At 71.8% G+C, this 21268-nt stretch carries 21 protein-coding genes; 10 read left to right on the forward strand and 11 right to left on the reverse strand.

All coding sequences use genetic code 11. From position 1 onward, the window contains the following. Position 1: 1 nt before the first annotated feature. Genes RC2_RS02615 through RC2_RS02625 form a run of 3 tightly spaced genes read right to left on the reverse strand, consistent with a single transcriptional unit; the run spans position 2 to position 3031 of the window. Positions 2 to 517 (reverse strand): DUF2771 family protein, encoded by a 516-nt coding sequence (locus RC2_RS02615; RefSeq protein WP_068153163.1) that lies wholly within the window; start codon positions 515 to 517, stop codon positions 2 to 4. Further along, on the reverse strand, positions 514 to 2151 hold the full coding sequence (locus tag RC2_RS02620; RefSeq protein ID WP_068153166.1) for an MFS transporter: 1638 nt from the start codon (positions 2149 to 2151) through the stop codon (positions 514 to 516). Before RC2_RS02620 ends, RC2_RS02615 begins: the two co-directional genes overlap by 4 nt. Positions 2152 to 2197: 46 nt before the next feature. Next, positions 2198 to 3031, reverse strand: coding sequence for a glutaminyl-peptide cyclotransferase (locus RC2_RS02625; protein ID WP_068153173.1), 834 nt, complete (start codon positions 3029 to 3031; stop codon positions 2198 to 2200). 28 nt (positions 3032 to 3059) lie between these two features. Here RC2_RS02625 and RC2_RS02630 point away from each other — a divergent pair, with 28 nt between their 5' ends. From RC2_RS02630 to RC2_RS02640, 3 genes are read left to right on the forward strand one after another with little or no spacing between them, the layout of a single operon-like run. Then, positions 3060 to 3917, forward strand: coding sequence for a DUF3027 domain-containing protein (locus tag RC2_RS02630; RefSeq protein WP_068153175.1), 858 nt, complete (start codon positions 3060 to 3062; stop codon positions 3915 to 3917). Beyond that, positions 3914 to 6619, forward strand: coding sequence for a sacsin N-terminal ATP-binding-like domain-containing protein (locus RC2_RS18850; protein WP_068153178.1), 2706 nt, complete (start codon positions 3914 to 3916; stop codon positions 6617 to 6619). The genes RC2_RS02630 and RC2_RS18850 overlap by 4 nt, the downstream gene beginning before the upstream one ends. Next, entirely contained in the window at positions 6616 to 7173 is a 558-nt protein-coding gene (locus RC2_RS02640) for a phosphatase PAP2 family protein (RefSeq protein ID WP_082895768.1), read from the forward strand. The genes RC2_RS18850 and RC2_RS02640 overlap by 4 nt, the downstream gene beginning before the upstream one ends. Here the strand turns inward: RC2_RS02640 and RC2_RS19270 are convergent. After that, a complete protein-coding gene (locus tag RC2_RS19270; RefSeq protein ID WP_261767233.1) occupies positions 7154 to 7285 on the reverse strand; it encodes a hypothetical protein in 132 nt (43 codons plus the stop codon). The genes RC2_RS02640 and RC2_RS19270 overlap by 20 nt on opposite strands. Before the next feature lie 163 nt (positions 7286 to 7448). Then, positions 7449 to 7712 (reverse strand): DUF2530 domain-containing protein, encoded by a 264-nt coding sequence (locus RC2_RS02645; RefSeq protein WP_308115871.1) that lies wholly within the window; start codon positions 7710 to 7712, stop codon positions 7449 to 7451. 35 nt (positions 7713 to 7747) lie between these two features. Here RC2_RS02645 and RC2_RS02650 point away from each other — a divergent pair, with 35 nt between their 5' ends. Genes RC2_RS02650 through RC2_RS02660 form a run of 3 tightly spaced genes read left to right on the forward strand, consistent with a single transcriptional unit; the run spans position 7748 to position 11018 of the window. Further along, positions 7748 to 9202: an NCS2 family permease gene (locus RC2_RS02650; RefSeq protein ID WP_068153185.1), complete on the forward strand. Its 1455-nt coding sequence runs from the start codon at positions 7748 to 7750 to the stop codon at positions 9200 to 9202. Positions 9203 to 9223: 21 nt separating this feature from the next. Continuing rightward, positions 9224 to 9652 (forward strand): MarR family winged helix-turn-helix transcriptional regulator, encoded by a 429-nt coding sequence (locus RC2_RS02655; RefSeq protein ID WP_068153188.1) that lies wholly within the window; start codon positions 9224 to 9226, stop codon positions 9650 to 9652. A gap of 34 nt (positions 9653 to 9686) precedes the next feature. Then, positions 9687 to 11018, forward strand: coding sequence for an MFS transporter (locus tag RC2_RS02660; protein ID WP_082895769.1), 1332 nt, complete (start codon positions 9687 to 9689; stop codon positions 11016 to 11018). Here the strand turns inward: RC2_RS02660 and RC2_RS02665 are convergent. Then, entirely contained in the window at positions 10991 to 12205 is a 1215-nt protein-coding gene (locus RC2_RS02665; protein ID WP_068153191.1) for a GNAT family N-acetyltransferase, read from the reverse strand. The genes RC2_RS02660 and RC2_RS02665 overlap by 28 nt on opposite strands. A gap of 60 nt (positions 12206 to 12265) precedes the next feature. Here RC2_RS02665 and RC2_RS02670 point away from each other — a divergent pair, with 60 nt between their 5' ends. Next, positions 12266 to 13069, forward strand: coding sequence for a TrmH family RNA methyltransferase (locus RC2_RS02670; RefSeq protein ID WP_068153196.1), 804 nt, complete (start codon positions 12266 to 12268; stop codon positions 13067 to 13069). A 1-nt stretch (position 13070) separates the two neighbouring features. Here the strand turns inward: RC2_RS02670 and RC2_RS02675 are convergent, their stop codons facing one another. The 3 genes from RC2_RS02675 to serC all read right to left on the reverse strand — a co-directional run bounded on the left by RC2_RS02675 (position 13071) and on the right by serC (position 15953). Next, a complete protein-coding gene (locus RC2_RS02675) occupies positions 13071 to 13808 on the reverse strand; it encodes a DUF6928 family protein (protein ID WP_072681012.1) in 738 nt (245 codons plus the stop codon). Positions 13809 to 13845: 37 nt separating this feature from the next. Next, the gene (gene sepH / locus RC2_RS02680) at positions 13846 to 14742 is read right to left on the reverse strand and encodes a septation protein SepH (RefSeq protein WP_174552282.1); all 897 of its coding nucleotides are present in this window, start codon (positions 14740 to 14742) and stop codon (positions 13846 to 13848) included. A gap of 89 nt (positions 14743 to 14831) precedes the next feature. Further along, on the reverse strand, positions 14832 to 15953 hold the full coding sequence (gene serC / locus RC2_RS02685) for a phosphoserine transaminase (RefSeq protein ID WP_068153202.1): 1122 nt from the start codon (positions 15951 to 15953) through the stop codon (positions 14832 to 14834). 217 nt (positions 15954 to 16170) lie between these two features. Between serC and RC2_RS02690 the strand changes: the two genes are divergently transcribed. After that, the gene (locus tag RC2_RS02690; protein ID WP_068153486.1) at positions 16171 to 17106 is read left to right on the forward strand and encodes a type IV toxin-antitoxin system AbiEi family antitoxin domain-containing protein; all 936 of its coding nucleotides are present in this window, start codon (positions 16171 to 16173) and stop codon (positions 17104 to 17106) included. Between the two features lie 69 nt (positions 17107 to 17175). Here RC2_RS02690 and RC2_RS02695 read toward each other — a convergent pair whose 3' ends face one another. Continuing rightward, the gene (locus RC2_RS02695) at positions 17176 to 18291 is read right to left on the reverse strand and encodes a citrate synthase 2 (RefSeq protein WP_068153483.1); all 1116 of its coding nucleotides are present in this window, start codon (positions 18289 to 18291) and stop codon (positions 17176 to 17178) included. A gap of 139 nt (positions 18292 to 18430) precedes the next feature. Here RC2_RS02695 and pdxH point away from each other — a divergent pair, with 139 nt between their 5' ends. Continuing rightward, the gene (pdxH, locus tag RC2_RS02700; RefSeq protein ID WP_068153494.1) at positions 18431 to 19048 is read left to right on the forward strand and encodes a pyridoxamine 5'-phosphate oxidase; all 618 of its coding nucleotides are present in this window, start codon (positions 18431 to 18433) and stop codon (positions 19046 to 19048) included. After that, complete coding sequence (locus RC2_RS02705) at positions 19045 to 20310, forward strand: MFS transporter (protein WP_068153480.1); 1266 nt, start codon at positions 19045 to 19047, stop codon at positions 20308 to 20310. Before pdxH ends, RC2_RS02705 begins: the two co-directional genes overlap by 4 nt. 16 nt (positions 20311 to 20326) lie before the next feature. Here RC2_RS02705 and RC2_RS02710 read toward each other — a convergent pair whose 3' ends face one another. Further along, the gene (locus tag RC2_RS02710) at positions 20327 to 21241 is read right to left on the reverse strand and encodes an NAD-dependent epimerase/dehydratase family protein (protein WP_068153492.1); all 915 of its coding nucleotides are present in this window, start codon (positions 21239 to 21241) and stop codon (positions 20327 to 20329) included. Positions 21242 to 21268 lie beyond the last annotated feature (27 nt).

Consider the following 21268-nt stretch of genomic DNA (forward strand, 5'->3'; position numbering starts at 1 on the left):
GTCAGCCGCTCACGCCGTCGGGTGTGGTCGCGATCGACCAGATCGCGTGACTGACGATCTCCTCCTGGTTGGTGTCGACGTCGATCACGCCCGACGGCAGGCGCACCTCCACACCCACCAGGTCCAGTCCGTCGCGGGTGGGCTCGACCGTGAGCGTGTTCCGCGTTCCGGGGGCGAAGTAGTCGTCGACCTCGCCGGCCTCGCCCGTCTCGGGATTCTGGTAGACGGCCGCGAATCCCCAGGGGTTGCCGGCGATCTCGGCGGGCAGTGACAGCTGCAGCGGCCGACCCTCACGGACGGGCAGGACGGCCGTGCTGCCCTCGTACTCGCACAGCGGTTCCTGCACCGGGCAGTACCGGAACGGCTCGACCTCCGTGAAGCGCCCGTCGGCGAATGCCGAGATGCGCGGCGGTGTCTCCGGCGCCGTCACGATCGCGCGGCCCACGACGACGACGAAGGCGACACCGACCACGGCCACGAGGGCGCCGACGGCCGCGAGCACGCGCCGGGTGGTCATCGAACGCCGCCGCGATCGGTCGTCGGGTGTGCGGTGTGGTCGGGCCGCGCCACCTCCTGATGCGCGCGCACGGGTCGGTTGCCGCCGAATCCGGGGAGCATCGTCGTCCCCCGGTGGGTCAGGAGTGTCTGCACGAGCCCGATGGTAAGGATCACGGAGACCACCGTGAAGCCGATCCAGTACTCGGTGGGCAACAGCACACCCAGCGTGCCGCCGAGGACCCAGCTGAGCTGGAGGACCGTCTCGCTGCGCCCGAATCCCGACGCGATCGACTCGGGCGGAAGGTCGTTCTGCAGCGACGCGTCCAGCGAGACCTTCGCCAGCGCGCTCGCGGCGGCCGCGACGAGGGCTGCGACGGCCGCGGTGGCGAGGCCGTCGAGCACGGCGGCGAGGACGCCGACGACGGTGACCGCGATGGTGCACCGCACCACCAGCACCGACGGTCGTCCCAGCTGGACCCGCGCGCCGGCGGCGTTGCCGGCGAAGTTCCCCAGGCCGGCCGCGGCACCGACGAGGGCCAGCATGAGGGCCTGCTGCAGGGGTTCGTGTTCGGTCTTCGACTTGGCGACGAACGCGATGTAGAGGGTGAGGAAGCCCGTCAGGACGCGGATGGTGCCGTTGCCCCACAGACCCGTGAGGACCTCGCGGCCCAGGGGCTGGCGTCGCTTCGACGGCGCGGGGACCACGCCGAGGGACTCGGTGTCGGCGTCCGCGTGATAACCCAGGGTGGCGGGCACCTCGCCCTCGGTGACCTCCACCCAGGACGGGATGCGCATCGCGAGCCACGCGCCGAAGAGGGCGAGCGCGAACGTGAACCACAGCGCTCCCGCGGACCCGAGGGCGAACGCGATGGCGGCGGCCACCGCGCCGGCGGTGATGGTGCCGCCCACCAGGCCGAAGACGGTGAGGCGGGAGTTGACCCGCACCAGGTCGATGTCCGGCGGCAGCACGCGCGGCGTCACCGCCGACTTGAGAACCGAGAAGGACTTGCTGAGCACCATCATCCCGAGGGCGGCCGGATACAACAGCCAGGAGTCGAATTCGAAGACGAGGACGACGGCCAGGACCGCGCGCAGGGCGAACGACGTGCTCAACGCGATCCGGCGGCCTCGTTGCAGCCGGTCGAGCATCGGCCCGATCAGCGGCGCGATCACCGCGAACGGCGCGATGGTGATGAGGAGGTAGAGCGCGACCTTGGTCTTGTCCTCGCCCGTGGCGGCGGAGAAGAACAGGGTGTTCGCGAGCGCGACGGCCATGGCGGCGTCGCACGCGAAGTTGGCCATGGTGGCGTACGTGAGGGCGGTCAGGCCCGATTTGTCGGCGCCGTCGGCGGTGGCCGCCCGGCGGAACGTGGCGATGCCCTTCCCGGTGATCTGACGGCTGCGGAGGGCGGCGACGCGGGTGACGGTCAGCTTGCGCGGCATCGCGGGCCGTCGCGGGCCGGCCGCCGTTTCGTCGCGGACCGTGTCCGACTCGGGACGGGTGGGGGTGTCGCCGACGGGGTGCAGAGGCGGCAGCGGGGTGCGCCGCGCGCCGCGAGTCGGTCGCGGCTCGGCGGGCGAATAGTTGTCCCATCCCGGATGTCGCTCCGGGTTCTGCGGGTGGTCACCTCCCTGGCCTGTCACGGGACCCATTGTTCCCCATGCGAGCTCGCGCGGGTCGATGCCCCGGCCGAGTCCGTCACCCGGCGGCGGGGACGAACTGCACCTCGAACAGCGTGGGCCAGAGCTTGCCCGTGACGAGGAACCGATCGGTGCCGTCCACGGCCGCGATCCCGTTGAGAACGTCCACCTCGGCGCCCGGGTCGAGCGATGCGCGCAGCGGCGCGGCGTCGACGACGGCGGTCACCTCGCCCGAGTCGGGGTCGATGCGGACGATCTCGTCGGTTCGCCAGCGGTTGGCCCACACGCCGCCCGGGGTGCACTCGAGTTCGTTGAGCGCGGTGACGGGCTGCCCGCCGGAGGTGACCGAGCGGGTGGAGCGGACGTCGAAGGTGACCGGGTCGCGCACGGTGAGCGTGTCGGACCCGTCGCTGGTGATCAGTGCGTCGTCGGTGGCGCAGATTCCCCAGCCCTCGCCGTCGTAGGGCACCCGCCGCAGTTCCGCCAGGCTGTCCGCATCGCGCACCACGGCGATCCCGTCGCGCCACGTGAGTTGCCAGATCACGTCGCCGGACCGGGTGATGCCCTCGCCGAACAGGGGCGCGGGGAGATCGTCGCGGGCGAGCACCGTACCGGTCGCGCGGTCCGTCGCCGTGATGCGCGACTGCCCCGAGCGTCCCGTGCCCTCGAGCAGTCGGTCGCCGTCGAGCTCGAGGCCCTGGGTGAACGCGGTCGGATCGTGCGGCTCGGTGGCGAGCACGCGGACTTCGAGGCGCTCGGCCTGCCCGACGGTCGTGGCGGGCGTGCTCGCCGGCGCACAGGCGGTCACGCCGAACGAGCTCACCAGGACCGCCGCGACGGCCCGAGCGAGGAGTCGCACCCGGGCGGGGCGAGCGTCGTTGTCGGACCGCATCGGTCCATCCAAGCAGCGATGCTGCAAAATGGTCGACGTGACTGCTCCGTCCGTGACCGAGATCCGCCCGCTGCTCGCCGACGCGGTCGACGTGGCGCGCGCCGCCGCGGTCGACGCCGGCGAGGGCCCCGTGGGAGCGCACCTCGGCGTGGAGGCCGTCGACGAGGACGCCGCGATCCACCGCTTCGCCGCCGACCTGCCCGGGTACGGCGGCTGGCAGTGGGCCGTCGTCGTCGCCGCCCCCGCGGACGCCGAGGCGGTCACGGTCAGCGAGCTCGCGTTGCTGCCCGGCCCCGACGCACTGGTGGCTCCGGGGTGGGTGCCGTGGGACGAGCGCATTCGCCCGGGTGATCTGTCCCCGGGTGATCTGCTGCCGCCGCGGCACGACGACGTGCGCCTGGTTCCGGGCTACCGTGCCACGGGCGACCCGGCGGTCGACGACGTCGCCCTCGAGCTGGGGTTGGGCCGCCCGCAGGTGATGAGCCGCGAGGGTCGGCTGGAGACCGCCGAACGGTGGGCCGAGAGCGAGTTCGGCCCCGAGGCGGCGATGGCTCGATCGGCCCCCGCGCACTGCGGGACGTGCGGGTTCTTCCTGTTGCTCCAGGGTTCGCTGAGCGCAGCGTTCGGGGTGTGCGGCAACGAGCTCGCCGCCGACGGTCGGGTGGTGCACGCCGAGTACGGCTGCGGCGCCCACTCGGACACCGAGATGCCCACCGGCGCAGGCTCTCCCGCGTTCGAGGCGTACGACGACGGTGCGCTCGAGGTGGTGGCCCTGCCGCAGAGCGCACCCTCCGACACCGCGCCCGCCGACACCGCGCCCGCCGACACCGCGCCCGCCGGCGACGAGTCCGACGCAGCCTCCGACGCCGGTACTGCCGCGGAGTGACCGACCCGTTCGGCACGGCCGCGTTGCGTCGCGCCGTGCTGGACGCCTGGGCGGCGTCGCCGACGCGCCTGATCGAGGATGCGGCGGTCGAGCACGATCTGGTGGTCGGCGGCTACCGGGACCGCGCCGTCACCGAACTGATCCAGAACGCGGCCGACGCCGCCCGCCGTGCCGACGTTCCCGGCCGGGTGGCGCTCCGGCTCGAGGGACCGACGCTGCACTGCACCAACGTCGGTGCGCCGCTGACCGTCTCGGGAGTGCGCGCGCTGTCGGCGCTGCGCGCCTCCGACAAGGGCGGCGGCGACGTCGGACGCTACGGGGTCGGGTTCACCGCCGTGCGCGCCCTGACCGCTCGGGTGGAGGTGCGCTCGCTCACCGGATCGATCGTCTTCGATACAGAAGCGACGCGTGGAGCGTTGCGCGAGAACGGGATCGACGACGCGGTCCTCGCCGCACGCGGACTCGACGTGCCGATGTTCCGACTCCCGTGGCCGAGCGACGGGACACCGACCGCGGGGTGGGACACCGAGATCGTCCTCCACCACGTCGCCTACGCCGAGGCGGTCCTGGACACCGCGACGGCGGAGGCGGGTGACCTGCTCCTCGAACTGCCGACGATCGACCGGATCACCGTCGGGGACCACGACATCGGCCGCGTCGAGGCTGCCGGACCGGGCGCCTGGAGCACGGTCACGGTGGGGGAGCGGTCGTACCTTCGCGGCGTCGCACCGCACGCCACCTGGTACCTCCCCGTGGGCGCGGACGGTGAGGTCCTCCCGGTCGAGACCGACGTCCTGCGCGCCCCGACCCGCTCCGACGAGGTCACCACGCTTCCCGCCGTCGTCGTCGCCGACGTGCCGATGCAACCGGACCGTCGCCGGGTCCTCCCCGGTGCCGATCCGGCGCCACTCGCCGACGGGTACGGAGCGTTGGTGGCGGACCTGCCGCCGGCGGCCCGTTACCTCGCCGTCCCTCGCCCCGCAGTCCCCGCGTCGGCCGTCGACGGCGTGCTCCGCGAGGCCCTGACGGCCGAGCTCACCGAGACCGCCTGGGTTCCGGGTGTCGACGGTCGGTCGCATCCCCCTCGGGCGGTCACCGTCGTCGACCGCCTGACGGACGATCTCGCCGCGCTGCTCGCCGACGTGATCCCCGGTCTCGCCGAGCCCGCCGTGTCGGACGGCGACGCCGCGCGCACGCTCGCGCGTCTCGGTGCCCGCGTGCTGCGCCCGGCCGAGACGGTCGAGACACTGTCGGGTCTCGCCCGTCCACCGTCGTGGTGGCGCTCGGTGTACGCCGCGTTCGACGCGCTGCTGCCCGGCAGCGAGGTCGCCGAGTGTGCCGCGATTCCGGTGCCGCTCACCGACGGCCGCACGGTCACCGGCCCCCGCACCGTCGTCGTCGCGGAGGAGCGGGTGGGAGCGGTGAGCTGGGCGCGAGTCGCCCACCCGGACGCCGTGCATCCTCTGCTGCGACGCCTGGGCGCAACCCCCGCGCGGGCCGTCGATCTGCTCGCGGACCCGGTTCTCGCCGAGCGGCTGGTCGATCCCGACGGTGTTCCCGACGCCCTGGTGGACGAGGTGCTCGCCGTGGCGAGCCTGGCGCCCGAACACACGACCGTCCCCGGTCTCGGCGAGCTCCCGCTGCGCGACGAGGCGGGCGCGGACCGTGCTGCGGACGAACTGCTGCTGCCCGACGCGCCCGTCCTGGCGGTGCTGAGCGAGGACCATCCGTTCGGCGTGGTCCATCCGGAGCTTCTCGCGCGGCACGGCGCACACGCCCTCCGGGTGGTGGGCGTCGGCACCACCTTCGGCACCGTCGTCGACGACACGCCGCTGGGCCCCGACCACGATCTCGACGACGAGGACGCCTGGTGGGACTCCGTCGACGGCGAGCCCGCCGACGTCGGGGCCGTTCGGGACCTGGAGTGGGTCGATCCCGACCGGTGGGCCGCAGCCCTCGATCTCCTGGTGGCCGACCCGACGCTCGCGCCGCTGCTGACGGACCGGAACGGCTACACCGCGTGGTGGCTCCGACGTCACGCGGAGATCGACGGCACACCGCTCGGGTTGCTCCGCCGCCCCGACGACGACACCTTCGCGGGGGTCCTCGACGTCGCCCCGGCGCTGCGCGCCGTCACCGTCCCCGCGCTGTGGGCCCGTGACCGCGTCGACGACGCCGTCACCGCCCGCGCCCTGCTCGCTCGCCTCGGCGACGCCGAGCGACCGGTGCGTCCGGGCGTCGTCGTGCGGACTTACGCCGCGCTGGGGGAGGCCGTTGCCGCGGACCGAGTCGACGTGCGGGACGTCGATCCCCCGGACGAGGTCCGCACCCTCGCCGGCCGGGTGGTGCGCGCCGACGACGTCACGGTGCTGGGCGGGTCGTCCTGGATCGCGGTGGTTCCGCCCGACCGCGCCGTTCCCGGTGGCGCGCATCCGGACGAGGTCGCCGATCTGCTCGACCTCGACACCACCGCCGCTCTGACGGTGACCGTCCGGGGAGGCGGTGACGTCGTCGCCGTGGCCGACGATCCGATGCTGGCGGCGTACGCCGCCGCCGTGACCGACGCGCTGCCGTCCCTCGCCCTGCCGTCCGAGATCGTCGTTCACGACGACCTCGTGGTCACCGCATCGGGAATCGGGGAGCGCCGAGTGCCCTACTGGGTCGACCCCGACGGCACGGTGCACCTGGAGAGGATTCGATGACCGACGGCGTGACCGAGCTGGACTCCGCAGTGCTGAGCTGGATGGTCGACCACCGCACTCCGTGGGTGACCGACGTGATGACCGTCGTGACCACGGTCGGCAACACCGTGGGCGTCGCCGTCCTCACCGTCGTCCTCGCGGCGATCGCGTGGCGACGGGGGGAGCGCCGGGCGGCCCTCGCCACCCTCGCGGTGATGCTGCTCGGGTGGGGGCTGATGAACGGCGTCAAGTACGCCGTGCGCCGCGCCCGGCCGCCCGAGCCCTTGCGGCTGGTCGACCTGTCGACCTACTCGTTCCCGTCCGGCCACGCCATGATGTCGGCGATGGTGGCCGCCGTCGTGATCGTGCTGATCCTCCGCGGACTGCTCGGTGACGGGGCCCGGAAACGAGGAAGAGCAGCGGCCGCCGTGGTCACGGCGGCATCGCTGCTCATCGGTGTCTCGCGCCTCTATCTCGGCGCCCACTGGTGCACGGACGTGCTGGCCGGGTGGGCGCTCGGGGCGCTGTGGGGGACTCTCGCCCTCCGGCTGTCGCTCAGCGACGCTGTGCGATGACGAGGAGCTCGTCCCGCATCGAGGGGCTGCCGACGGTGTTGGCGCGGGCGTAGAGATCGCGGAGCGCACGGACGTGGCGTCGGCGGTTGAGGAACGTTTCGATGTACTTCACTTCTGCTGACCTCATGTGTCGGTGTCGTGTGTGGTGGTGCCGGTTCGCTGCTCGGACCGACCAGTCCATTCTGAATGTTTCCGGCAGGTTACTCAAGGCGCGCAGGGGTGAGTTCGCGCACGTCAGAGCATATTTTGCAGTGCCGCCGATCACATGAGGCCGGTCACACCGGCGGAGGAACGAGCCCCTTCTGCGCGGTCCGGCGGCCGCGTCGAGCCGCCCGGCGCTGCAGGGCGAACATCCCGAAACCCAGGGCGCCCAACACCGTTCCCGCCCACGCTGTCGGGGCGATCGACCAGTCGGCCACGGTGGCCGCGACGGCCGTCGCGGCGAACGCCGCCGTGCCCCCGCCGATCACCGGCGCCGGGTCCGTCCACCGGGCGGGCATCGCGGGCGGAGGAGTGAGGCCGTCACCTGGTACCGACACGGCGGCAACGCTACTCGTGCCCTACTCTGCTCTCCATGTCTCGAGCGACCTCCTTCGTCGATTCGTATTTCAAGATCACCGATCGAGGATCGTCGCTCTCGGCGGAGATCCGCGGCGGCGTCGTCACGTTCGTGGCGATGGCGTACATCGTGGTGCTCAATCCGCTGATCCTCGGCAGCTTCTCCGCCGACGACGCCGCGGCGAAGACCGACGTGCTCGGAAACATCCTTCCGGTGCCGCAGGTCGCGGCGGTGACCGCTCTGGTCGCCGGCGTCATGAGCATCCTGTTCGGTGTCATCGCGAACTATCCGTTCGCCATCGCCGCGGGCCTCGGCATCAACACCTTGCTGGCCGTCACCATCGCGCCGCAGGTCACGTGGCCCGAGGCGATGGGCCTGGTGGTCATCGACGGCATCATCATCGTGATCCTGGCCCTCACCGGGTTTCGCACTGCGGTGTTCGAGGCCATTCCTCGCGAACTCAAGGCGGCCATCGCCGCCGGCATCGGCGCGTTCATCGCTCTCATCGGCCTGGTCGACGCAGGCTTCGTCCGCCGTATCCCCGACGCCGCCGGGACCACCGTGCCGGTGGGGCTCGGTATCGACGGGTCCATCGCGTCGTGGCCGACGGTGACGTTCGTCTTCGGCGTGCTGCTCATGGGCATCCTGGTGGCGCGCAAGGTGCGGGGCGGTCTGCTCATCGGCATCGTCGTCACCACCGTCGTCGCCGCGATCATCGAGGCCGTCACCGACACCGGCGCGTCGGCAGGGGTGAACCCCAAGGGATGGAACCTCAGCGTGCCGCAGCTGCCGGACGTGGTGATCGACCTGCCGGACCTGTCGCTGGTGGGCGAGGTCGACCTTCTCGGCGCGTTCACGCGCATCGGGGTGCTGGCCGCGAGCCTGCTGGTGTTCACGCTGGTGCTCGCCAACTTCTTCGACGCCATGGGCACGATGACCGGACTCGGCAAGGAAGCCGGTCTCACCGACGCGGACGGCACGTTGCCGGGTGTCGGCAAGGCCCTCGTCGTCGAGGGCGTCGGCGCGGTCGCGGGCGGTGCGGGATCGGCGTCGTCGAACACGGTCTTCGTCGAGTCGGCGTCGGGCATCGCGGAAGGGGCCCGCACGGGGCTGGCCAACGTGGTCACCGGCGTGCTGTTCCTCGCGGCCATGTTCCTCACGCCGCTCTACTCGGTGGTGCCGATCGAAGCGGCGGCGCCCGCGCTGGTCGTGGTGGGCGCGCTGATGATCGGGCAGGTCGCCGACATCGACTTCACGCAGTTCCACATCGCCCTGCCCGCGTTCCTCACGATCGTCGTCATGCCGTTCACGTACTCCATCGCCAACGGCATCGGCGTCGGTTTCGTCACCTGGGTGGTGCTCGCGATCGGGCGCGGGAAGATCCGCTCGGTGCACCCGCTCATGGCGATCGTCGCCGTGCTGTTCGCCCTGTACTTCGCCGTCGGGCCGATCCGCGACGCTCTGGCCTGACCGTCCCGCTATTCTGTTGCGATGCCTCAGGAACTGCGCCAATTGGCCGGCGACCTCTCCCTGGCCGTGGTGCGCCTGACGCGTCACCTGCGGGGGCGTCGCACCAGTCAGGTGACCTTGACGCAGCTGTCCGCGCTCGCGACGCTCGGGCGGGAAGGGGCGATGACCCCCGGCACGCTCGCGGCGAAGGAACGGGTGCAGCCGCCGTCGATGACGCGGGTGGTGGCCTCGCTGGGCGAGCTGGGTCTGGTCGACCGCATACCCCACCCCACCGACGGTCGGCAGATCATCGTGTCGCTGTCCGATGCCGGTCGACAGGTCATCGAGGACGAGATCAACGCGCGTGAGGCCTGGCTCACCGAGCAACTGCGTGGACTCGACGCCGAACAGCTCGCGGCGGTGCGGCGGACGGTCGACATCATGTCGGCCATCGTCAACGAGTCGGAGTAATATTTAGGGAGTGCAACGATCTCCGCGACTCCGCCTGCGTCGGGGATCGTCGGGGACCACCGACCGCCCGTCGCTCTTCGACGCGTTGCACACCCGGAACTACCGCCTCTGGGCGTCGGGGCAGATCGTCTCGCTCATCGGGACGTGGATGCAGCGCATCGCGCAGGACTGGTTGGTCCTGACGCTGTCCGACGGCAACGCCATCGCCGTCGGCATCGTGATGGCCCTGCAGTTCGGCCCCACCCTGGTGCTGTCCGTGTGGGGCGGCGTGCTGGCCGATCGCTACGACAAGCGTCGGCTGCTCATGGGTACCCAGGCCGCCGCTGCCGTGTTCGGTCTGGTGCTGGGTCTGCTCGACGTCGGCGGCGTGGTCGAACTCTGGCACGTCTACGTGCTCGCCCTGCTGCTCGGGTGCTCGTCCGCCGTCGACGCCCCGGTGCGCCAGTCCTTCACCATCGAGATGGTCGGACCGGACCGCCTGCCCAACGCCATCGGTCTGAACTCGATGACGTTCAATCTCGCCCGCATCGTCGGCCCGGCCATCGCCGGCGTCGCCATCACCGCCGTCGGCACCGGGTGGGTCTTCCTGGCCAACGCGGTGTCCTTCGCCGCCGTCTTCGCCGGGCTCGCCGCCATGCGGACCGGCGAGCTCTTCCGCGTCGACCGCGCACCGCGACAGTCCGGTCAGGTGCGCGAGGGGTTCCGCTACGTCGCGAGCCGACGTGATCTGTGCGTGGTGCTCGCGACCGTGTCCGTCGTGTCGACGTTCGGCATCAACTTCCCCCTCGCGCTGTCGGTGATCACCCGCAACACCTTCGGCCGCGGCGCCGACGCCTACGGGCTGCTCTCGACGGTGCTCGCCGTCGGAACGCTCATCGGCGCCACCCTCGCCGCGCGGCGACGTGGCACGCCAGGACTCCGCCTCTTCGTCGCCTCGGCCATCGTGTTCGGCGTGTTCGAGACCGCGGCGGGGTTGGCCCCCGCCTTCTGGGCGGTGGCAATCCTGCTGATCCCCGCGGGGTTGGTTCAGCTGACGTTCTCCACCGTGGCCATGAACATTTTGCAGGCGACCGTCCCGTCCGCCATGCGCGGACGGGTCATGGGCATCTACATGCTCTGCTTCCTCGGCGGCACCCCGATCGGCAGTCCCATCCTCGGATGGGCCGCGGACGTCCTCGATCCCCGCGCACCGCTGGTCCTCGGTGGCATCGTCTCCGTCGTCGCCGGCACCGTGGCGGCCGTCGTCGTCACCCGCGGGACGCGCGCGGCGGCGCCTGCTCCCACGGCTCCTCCTGCTCCGACGGTCCGGACGTCAGGGGACCCGGTGACCGCACCGGATCAGAAGAACCAACCGATCTCCGGCTGACGCGGGGTTCCGAACGTCAGATCGAACTCGTGCAGCGCCCGCTCGCTGGTCGCCTGCACGCGGTTCGCCGCGGCGAACTGCCGCGCGCGGTGCGCCCCGAGATAGAGGCTGCCCAGTACCGACGAGGACAGGGTGACGTCCGGCTCGCGGTCGGTGCGCACCACCTCGGCGTGACCGTCGCGCACGACCATGCGGAACACGCCGCCGGCGTGGAGGAACGGGTCCTTCACGGCCACGGTGAGGTCCGTGTCCAGGGCGTACGTCCGCGCGGACAGGGCCGCCGGTACGTCCATCAGGCGCACCCAGAGACCGTCCTTCACCGATTGGACCTGCGGCACCCGCCGATCGGTGAGCAGGGTCAGCAGCGGATCGCCGACCGGCAGGGTCACCTCGAACGTCTCCACCAGGTCGATGCCGCACAGCACCTGCCACAACGCCGAGCGGGCCTCGTCGGTCACGGCCCGGAAGTCGACGATGCGCGCGTCCTGCGCGCCCGCCGTCCCCACCCGGTAGCCACGTCGGAACGCCACGTAGCCGTCGGGATGGACCACGAAGAACAGCTTCGAGAACCCGCCGCGGGCGTTCTTGCGGTCCGCGAAGAAGCGCTGCCACCGGGTGGCGGGCATCGGCTGTGCGCCGGGCGTGCGTTGCTGCCAGCGTCGATGGATGTCGGGCAGCAGTTCGCGGGCCTGCTCGCTGGTCACCAGACGGGCGCCGACGGGCGGCGGGAGATCGGGGCGGAACGCGGCGAACCGGCGGTCGATCGAGTACGTGACGCCCTGCGTCGCCGGGCCGTATCCGAATCGCTCGTAGATGGTGGCCTCGCTGGCCGTGAGCACCGACAGCGGCTTGCCGGCCTGCTCGAATCGCTCGTGCTGCGCGGTGAACATCCGGCGCAGGATGCCGCGACGACGGTGGGTGGGCGCGACCGACACCCACGACACGCCCGTCGCGGGCAGCGTGGTGCCGCCGGGAACAGTCACGTCCATGGGGAAGTGCATGGTGACACCGACCGGCAGATCGCCGTCGCACGCCAGGAAGATCTCCGACGACGCGGTGAGCAGCTTGGTCTCCGCCATGTCCTCGCTGTTCTGGTGCTCGCCGAAGGCGTGTGCATCGAGCAGCGCGATGGCGTCCCAGTCGTCCTCGGTGGCCAGGCGGAGGGTGATCGCGTCGTCGGTAGTCATCGAGACGGAACAGTATCGGGCGGACGCGGTCGGCGGGACGGGTGGTGGGACAATACGGTCGTGGTCCACGTCGTCGACATCACCTCGCCCGCCGATCCCCGCCTCGACGACTTCCGGGATCTCAACTCCTCGGACCGGCGGCCGGACCTGCCCGGCGGCAAGGGGCTCGTCATCGCCGAGGGAGTGTTGGTGGTGCAGCGGCTCCTCGCGTCCCGCTTCGAGCCGATCTCGCTGCTCGGGGTGGACCGGCGGCTGACCGAACTGGCGGAGGATCTGGACGGTGTCGACGTGCCGTTCTATCGCACCACCGCCGAGGTCATGGCCGAGGCCGTCGGCTTCCACCTGAATCGGGGCGTGCTCGCCGCGGCGCATCGTCCGCCGCCACTGGACCTGGCGACCGTGCTCGACGGGGCGCGGACCGTGGCCGTGCTCGAGGGCGTCAACGATCACGAGAACCTCGGATCGATGTTCCGGAACGCCGCGGGTCTCGGCGCCGACGCCGTGCTGTTCGGCGGAGCGACGGCGGATCCGTTGTACCGCAGGTCCGTTCGCGTCTCGATGGGTCACGTGCTGCGCGTGCCGTACGCCACCGTGCCGGACTGGCCGCGTGGTCTCGCGCAGGTGCGCGACGCCGGCTTCCAGTTGATCTCGCTGACGCCGAACCCGGAGGCCGTGCCGCTCGCGGAGGCCATGACGGGGGAGAAGGTGGCCCTGCTCCTCGGCGCGGAGGGACCCGGCCTGACCGAACATGCCATGCGCGCCACCGACGTTCGGGCCCGCATCCCCATGGCGCCCGGAACGGACTCGCTCAACGTCGCGACCGCCGCGGCGATGGCGTTCTACGAGCGCGTGCGGACCGGGTAGGTCAGCCCACCAACCGTCGGAACAGCCCGCGCTTCCTGGGCTGGTCGTCCGTCGTCGGCGGCGTACCCGACGACGCGGGCGTCGAGTTCGGCGCGGAGCGTGCCGCCGGGTCGCGCATCACGAAGTCGCACAACAGCACCGACGTGGGATCGACGTCGCCGTCCTGCGCGCCGCCGATCATGCGGACACCGAGCCAGTGCGCACCCGCCGCGTCGGCGAACTCCTGCGGATGGAACGGCAACGCCTGCGGATCCGGGTAGTCGCCGTCGAACCGCAGTGGGTGCTCACCGGACCAGAAGGGGCGCTCCCACGGTTGCGGCAGGCCCTCGTCCTCGAAGATGTACGTGGGCCCGGCGCTGAAGGACCGGCGCAGCGTGCCGTCGGTCCACTGCGCGAACGCACCCCAGGCGTGCTCGCGTTCGGAGGCCAGCAGGTACACCGTGCGGGCAGGGGACAGCGTTCGCCAGGTCTCGGACACGGTCGACGGACGCACGGTGGCGGGTTCCGCCGCACACACCACGGTCACCCCGGGAAAGCAGCCGACCAGGACGCGGTCGGGCTCGGACGCCACCCCGAACGCCGTCAGCGGAGCCATGCCGACCAGGTCGGGTTCGAGACCGGGATGCAGGCGCCGAGCGACGGCCGCCGCGGCGTCGTGACTCGACCGAACCCCCGGTCGCAGGATCGCACTCGGATCCACCGCATCGACGAACCACAACGCTGCTGTACCCACCCCCACCGGGCGCCCCTTCCTCGTCGTCCGATGTTCCGGCGCGTCAGCGACCGTTGCTGCGGACTCCCAGCAACACATCTTCCCACGACGGCATCGACGGCTTACCCCGTTTGTCCTTCGCCGCGGGGTGAGCGGGTGCGGGCTTGGGGCGCGGGGCGCGGTCGGATGCGTCCTCGGCGGTGTCGTCCGCCGTGTCCGTGTCGGCCGGCTCGTCCTCGCTCGGGGCGGGGGCGGCCGCCGCGTCCAGCACCGCCGCGTCCTCACGGTCGCTGTCGGAGTCGACGCCGTAGTAGTCGTCCAGGGTCTGCTGCGACGGCGCATCCTGCACGGCCGCCACCGGGGCGAGACCACGGAGTTGCCGGCCGAAGTCGGGATCGACGAGTTCGGAGGCGGCGTCGTCGAGCGGAGTGACGCTCCCGCCGTGCGCATCCGGCTGGAACCGCCAGTGCGCGGTGTTGACGTGCCGCCCCGCGGGCCAGGTCAGTTGGGCGATCCAGTGACCGTCCTCGTCTCGCCAGGCGTCCCATTCGGCGGACTCCATGGTGTGGCCGCGGCCCCGGAAGGCCTGCGTCACGATCTCGAGGAGGGTCATCACCGCCGGTCCGTCGGGGCGCACCGGGTGGCCCTGCTGGGCCAATTCGGCTGCGCGGGAACGCTCGAGGAGCACGGGGTGGGCGTAGCGCTCGATCTTCGAGGCCGGCATGCCGGATTCCTTGGCCACCTGCTCGATGGAGGCGCCGGACCGGATACGCGCCTGGATCTCGCGCGGTCGCATGAGAGAGTCCATCTCGATCTCGATCTGTCCGAGTCGCGCGGCGTCACCGCGAGCGGCAGCACGCAACTTCTCGTCGGCCGGGAGACGGAACTTCTCGCCGGAGGGATCGGCGCACACGATGAACTTGCCGTCGGACGCCAAGCCGATCACGTGGATCTCTCGCACGATCACTCCTTCGGCTCGGGCCCTCGCACTGCACCTCCCCCCGACTGTAATGCACCTCGGTGCATCCGCCGGGGGGACACGCAGACCCGTCAGGACAGGTGGGAGACCACGTGATCGATGCAGGCCGTCAGGGCGCTGACGTCGTCGGGCTCCACCGCCGGGAACATGCCCACGCGCAGCTGGTTGCGCCCCAACTTGCGGTAGGGCTCGGTGTCGACGATGCCGTTGGCGCGCAACGTCTTCGCCACCGCGGCGGCGTCGATCTTCTCGTCGAAGTCGATGGTGCCGACCACCTGCGAGCGGTGCGCCGGATCGGTGACGAACGGCGTCGCGTACTCGGACTTCTCCGCCCAGTCGTACAGCCGCGAGGACGAGTCGGCGGTGCGCTGCACGGCCCAGTCCAGGCCGCCCTTGCCGTTCAGCCACTCGATCTGGTCGGCGAACAGCAGCAGCGTCGCGACCGCCGGGGTGTTGTAGGTCTGGTTCTTGGTGCTGTTGTCGATCGCGATGGGCAGCGACAGGAAGTCGGGCACCCAGCGTCCGTTGCCGGCGATCTCCTCGACCCGCTGCAGGGCGGCCGGGCTCATCAGCGCGACCCACAGTCCACCGTCGGCGGCGAAGTTCTTCTGCGGCGCGAAGTAGTAGACGTCCGAGTCCGCGACCTTCACGGGCAGACCGCCCGCACCCGACGTCGCGTCGATCGCGATCAGCGCGTTCTCCGACCCGGCGGGGCGCGAGACCGGAATGGCCACACCCGTCGACGTCTCGTTGTGGGCCCAGCCGATCAGGTCGACCGACGGATCCGACGTCGGCTCGGGCGCACTGCCCGGCTCCGCCGACACCACGATCGGGTCACCGATGAACGGGTTGGCCTTGGCCACCGACGCGAACTTGCTGCTGAACTCGCCGTTGGTCAGGTGCAGCGACTTCTCGCGGATCAGGCCGAACGCCGCCGCGTCCCAGAACGCCGTCGTGCCGCCGTTGCCGAGCACCACCTCGTAGCCGTCGGGCAGGGCGAACAGCTCGCGCAGGCCGTCGCGCACGCGTCCCACCACGTCCTTGACCGGCTTCTGGCGGTGGCTGGTGCCGAACACCGACGCCCCCGCGTCGACCAGCGACTGCAGCTGCTCCGGGCGAACCTTCGACGGGCCGCACCCGAAGCGTCCGTCACCGGGCTTGAGGTCGGCAGGAATGGTCAGGTTCTCGGCCATGTGTCGATGCGTCCTTATGGTCGTGGCGGTACCGGCGCTCTCAGGGTAGTCGGTGCAGGTCCGCCGCCCCGGTTCGGTCCGCCCCGCCCCGCCCGAGCGGCGCCCCCGTTGCGATCCGGCGCCTCCGATCGGGTTCGCCGGTCCACAACCGGGGAGCCGTTCCACAGGTCGGGTCGAGCGGGCCCGCCGCGCGACCGCGGCGGCTCAGGCTGGGTCCATGGGAACACGGGACGGCGAGCTGTGGACGCGCCGGGAGCTGCTGGCTCTGGGCACCACCGACGACGGCATCAGGCGCGCAATCGGCGACGGCACCCTGGTCCGTCTTCGGCCCGGTGTCTACGCCGACACCGCTCGTCGGGAGGGGATGTCTCCGGAGCAGAGGCACCTCGACGACATCCGGGCCGCTGTGACGGGCGACCGCGCGGTGGTCAGTCATCAGTCGGCGGCGGTCGTGCACCGTCTCGGTCTGTGGAATCCCGACCTCACGCTGGTGCACACGACCGTCGACCGCCCTCGCGGCGGCAAGCGCACCACGCGACGGCACCTCCATGCTGGTGCGCTGCCCCACCACCACGTGACGACGGTCGACGGCCTCCCGGTCACGACCGTCGCACGCACCGTGGCGGACCTCTGTCGGACCTTGTCGTTCGAAGCGGCGGTCTGCGTCGGCGACTCCGCCGTGCGATCGGGCGCGGTGACGGCTGCCGAGCTGCACGACGCGGTGGCGGTCGGCTCCCGCTCGGGGCGGCGGGCAGCGAATCGGGCCGTGACGTTCCTCGACGGACTCGGTGGGAGCGTCGGTGAGTCGCGCAGCCGGGTGATGCTGCACGCGATGGGGTTCCCGCAGCCGCGGTTGCAGGTGTCGCTGCACGACGAATCGGGTCGCTTCCTCGCCAGACCGGACTTCCTCTGGGACGCGGGCGTCATCGGTGAGTTCGACGGGTTCGTCAAGTACTCGGAGCTGGTCCCGACGGGGAGTACGCCGAGGCGGGTGCTGTTCGAGGAGAAGCGCCGAGAAGACCTGCTGCGGTCGCACGGGTGGGTGGTCGTGCGCTGGGTGTGGGCGGATCTGGCGGCGCCCCATGCTCTGGCCGACCGGATCCGTCGTGCTTTCGAGCTCGCCGCCGAACTGCCCGCGCCTCGAACTCGATGAACGGCTCTCCGGTTCCGGTCGGGCACCCCTGATCCGGGGCGCCCCACCACAACCGGGGAGCCACCGGCCCTACGCGATGGTGGCCCACCCCTCCACGGACTCGGGGGAGCGGGGCTCGGGGCCGGTGTAGATCGCGGCGGGCCGCACCAACCGCCCCAACCGCTTCTGCTCGAGGATGTGCGCGCACCAGCCGGCCGTCCGGCCGCAGGTGAACATGGCGGGCATCATGTGCGCGGGCACCTCGGCGAAGTCGAGGATGACCGCCGCCCAGAACTCGACGTTGGTCTCGATGGCGCGGTCCGGGCGCCGCTCGCGCAGCTCGGCGAGGGCGGCCTGCTCCAGCGCGGCGGCCACCTCGAAGCGCGGGGCGTTCAGTCGCTGGGCGGTGGCGCGCAGGACGCGGGCGCGGGGGTCCTCGGCGCGGTAGACCCGGTGCCCGAAGCCCATCAGCTTCTCCTTGCGGTCGAGGATGCCCTTGACCAGTCCGCGCGGGTCGTCGGTGCGTTCGACCTCCTCGATCATCGGCAGCACGCGGGCCGGGGCGCCGCCGTGGAGGGGCCCGGACATGGCACCGATGGCGCCGGACAGGGACGCGGCGACGTCCGCGCCCGTCGACGCGATCACCCGGGCGGTGAAGGTGGAGGCGTTGAGGCCGTGCTCGGCGGCGGAGACCCAGTAGGCGTCGACGGCCTCGGTGTGCGCGGGGTCGGGGTCGCCCTTCCACCGGGTCATGAATCGCTCGGTGACGGTGGCGCACTGATCGATCCGCGACTGCGGAACGGCGGGCTGGTGGATGCCGCGGGCGGACTGCGCGACGTAGGACAGGGCCATGACGGAGGCGCGGGCGAGGTTCTCGCGCGCGGTGTCGTCGTCGATGTCGAGCAGCGGCTCGTAGCCCCAGATGGGTGCCAGCATCGCGAGACCGGCCTGGACGTCGACGCGGACGTCGCCGGTGTGGATGGGCAGCGGGAACGGCTCGGCGGGCGGCAGCCCGGGGCCGAAGCGACCGTCGACCAACAGCGCCCACACGTTGCCGAACGTCACGCCGCGGGACACGAGATCCTCGATGTCGACGCCGCGGTAGCGCAGCGCGCCACCGTCCTTGTCGGGCTCGGCGATGTCGGTGGTGAAGGCGACGACGCCTTCGAGTCCGGGGGAGAAGTTCTCGGGCACCGTCGGAGCCATCGCGAGACCTCGATTTCTGCGCGGGGGCCGTGGTGGTCGGCCCGTCGAATCGCACCATAGTGCTGCGCCGGCGATGTCCGACGCCGGGAGTACCTTCCGACGAGTGAACGAGAATTCCGAGCGGGTCGACCTGGCCGACATGCGCGTCGCGTACGGCGGCGACGCCGATGTCACCGAGGCGGATCTGGCCGACGGGTGGCTCGCACTCGCGCGGTCGTGGTTGCAGCAGGCGATCGACGCGCAGCTGCCGGAGCCGAACGCGATCGTGCTGGGCACGGTGGACGCGGAGGGACGGCCCGCCACGCGGACGGTGCTGTGCAAGGAGATGCGTGACGACGGCATCGTCTTCTACACCAACCACACCTCGGAGAAGGGTGGTCACCTCGCGGGTCGTCCCGTCGCGTCGGCGACGTTCCCGTGGATCGGGATCCAGCGGCAGGTGACCGTGCGCGGGTCGGTGACGCGGGTGTCCGCGGAGGAGACGGCGGCCTACTGGGCGACGCGCCCCCGCGGTTCGCAACTGGGGGCGTGGGCGTCCGAGCAGTCCCGGCCCATCGCCTCGCGCGCGGATCTGGAACGGCAGCTCGCCGAGGTGACGCGGCGGTTCGAGGGCGCCGACGTCCCCGTTCCGCCGCACTGGGGTGGATACCTGATCGCGGCCGAGACGGTGGAGTTCTGGCAGGGCCGGAACAACCGGCTGCACAACCGGTTACGCGTCACGCCGCGGGACGGCGCCGTGGTCCGCCTGCAGCCGTGAGTCGCGTTCTCGCCGACACCACGCCGCTGAGGAACCGGGATTTCCGGCGGTTGTGGGCGTCCGGTGTGGTCACCGTCATCGGCGCGCAGCTGTCGGTGGTCGCGGTGCCGCAGCAGATCTTCCAGATCACGTCCAGTTCCGCGTACGTGGGGTTGGCGGGCGCCTTCGCGCTGGTGCCCCTCGTCGTGTTCGGTCTCTGGGGCGGCGCGCTGGCCGATGTGATGGACCGCCGAACCCTGCTGGCCATCACCACGGTCGGGGTCGGCACCACGTCGTTCCTGCTGTGGCTGCAGGCGCACCTGGGGACGAACAACGTCTGGGTCGTCCTGGTCCTCCTCGGCGTGCAGCAGGGCTTCTTCGCGGTCAATCAGCCCACGCGCAGTGCGATCATCCCGCGCCTGATCGACGCGAAGGACCTGCCTGCCGCCAACTCGCTGAACATGACCGTCTTCAACTTCGGGGCCATCGCGGGCCCGATGCTGGCGGGCGCGCTCATTCCCGCGTTCGGCCTGCCGACGCTCTACCTGATCGACACGCTCGCGCTGGCCGTGACGCTGTGGGCGGTGCTGCGGCTGCCGCCCATCCCGCCCACCGGCGACGTCCGACGTGCGGGCCTGCGGGAGGTGATCGCCGGCTTCGCCTATCTCGCCACCCAGAAGGTGCTGTTGGCGTCGTTCGTCGTCGACATCGTGGCGATGGTCTTCGGTATGCCCCGCGCGCTGTTCCCGGAGGTGGCCACCGAGACGTTCGGCGATCCCGCGGAGGGTGGGCTGGTGCTGGGCCTGCTGTTCGCGTCGCTCTCGGCCGGGGCGGTGCTGGGCGGGGTGTTCTCGGGCTGGCTCCCGCGGGTCCGACGGCAGGGCGTCGCCGTGATCGCCTGCATCGTCGTGTGGGGCGTCGCGATGATCGGGTTCGGCGTGTCGATCGCGCTGGCCACGGTCGGGGAACGGGGCTGGGCGCTGTACGCGGCGCTGGGGTTCCTCGCCCTCGGCGGCGGGGCGGACATGATCTCCGCGGCGTTCCGGAGCGCGATGCTGCAGTCCGTCGCCACCGACGACATGCGCGGTCGGCTCCAGGGCGTCTTCATCGTGGTGGTCGCGGGCGGGCCGCGGGTGGGCGACGTCCTGCACGGCGCGGCCGCGTTCCTGGTGGGGACCGCGGCCGCGGCGGCGGGCGGCGGCGTGCTGGTGATCGTGGGCGTGGCGGTGGCGGCGTTCGCCATCCCCGCGTTCGTGAAGTACCGGGTGGGCGCGGCGGCCTGACTCAGTGGCCTGTCGATCAGAGGCCCGTCCGGCGGCACACCTCCTCCCACGGTGTCGGGGCGAGGCGGAGCGTCTCCTGCGACCGGGTCGAGTCGATCTCGTAGTGCTGCGTGCGTTGGTAGGACAGCGCGTTCAGCTCGCGCATCATCGGGACGACGAGCCCGCCTGCCCGCGTCACGACGCGCGGGATCACGCGCACCGGCACCGGCGGGAGTCCGGCCGCCTCGAGAACGTCGCCGATCGCGCGGCGCAGGGTCACGGGTGGGTTGGTGGGGGCGTGCCACACCTGCCCCCAGGTCGACGGGTCGTCGACGACGGCGATCAGGGCACGGGCTTCGTCGAGGACGTCGGTGAAGGAGTGCGGCACGTCGGCGGCGTCGACCACCCACGCCGTCCGGCCGGCGCGAGCGGCCGGGAGGACGCGGGTCACATGACCGTTCGGACCCACGCCGGTGCCGACGTAGTCCGACGCGCGCACCTCGACGGCGCGGAGCGTCCCGGCCCGGTGGGCGTCGGCGAGCTCGGCCCACATGGATGCGCGCAGAACGCCTTTGGCGTCGGTGGCGGCGTCCGGCATGCCCTCGCGCATGACGCCGTCGGGCACCGGGCCGTAGGGGTAGAGGCAGCCGGTGACGGCGAGCACGGCGCCGGTGCGCTCGGCGACCGTCCGGAGCGACCGAGCGATCGGCGGCCAGACGCTCTGCCACTGCGTGTAGTCGGCGGGGTTGACGCAGTTGTACAGGGCGACGGCGCCCTCGGTCAGAGCGGTGAGGCCGTCGGTGTCGGCGGCGTCGAGGGCTGCGGCGGTGGCGCCGGGGACGCCGACTCCGCGGCGGCTGACGAGGACCACCTCGGATCCGCGCGCGACGAGCAGGCGGGCGAGGTGGGTGCCGACGGGACCGGCCCCGACGACGACGTGACGATCGGACATGGTGAGCTCCTGTTCGGGAAAGGAGAG

The sequence above is a fragment of the Rhodococcoides corynebacterioides NBRC 14404 genome, assembly GCF_001894765.1.
Taxonomy (GTDB): domain Bacteria; phylum Actinomycetota; class Actinomycetes; order Mycobacteriales; family Mycobacteriaceae; genus Rhodococcoides; species Rhodococcoides corynebacterioides.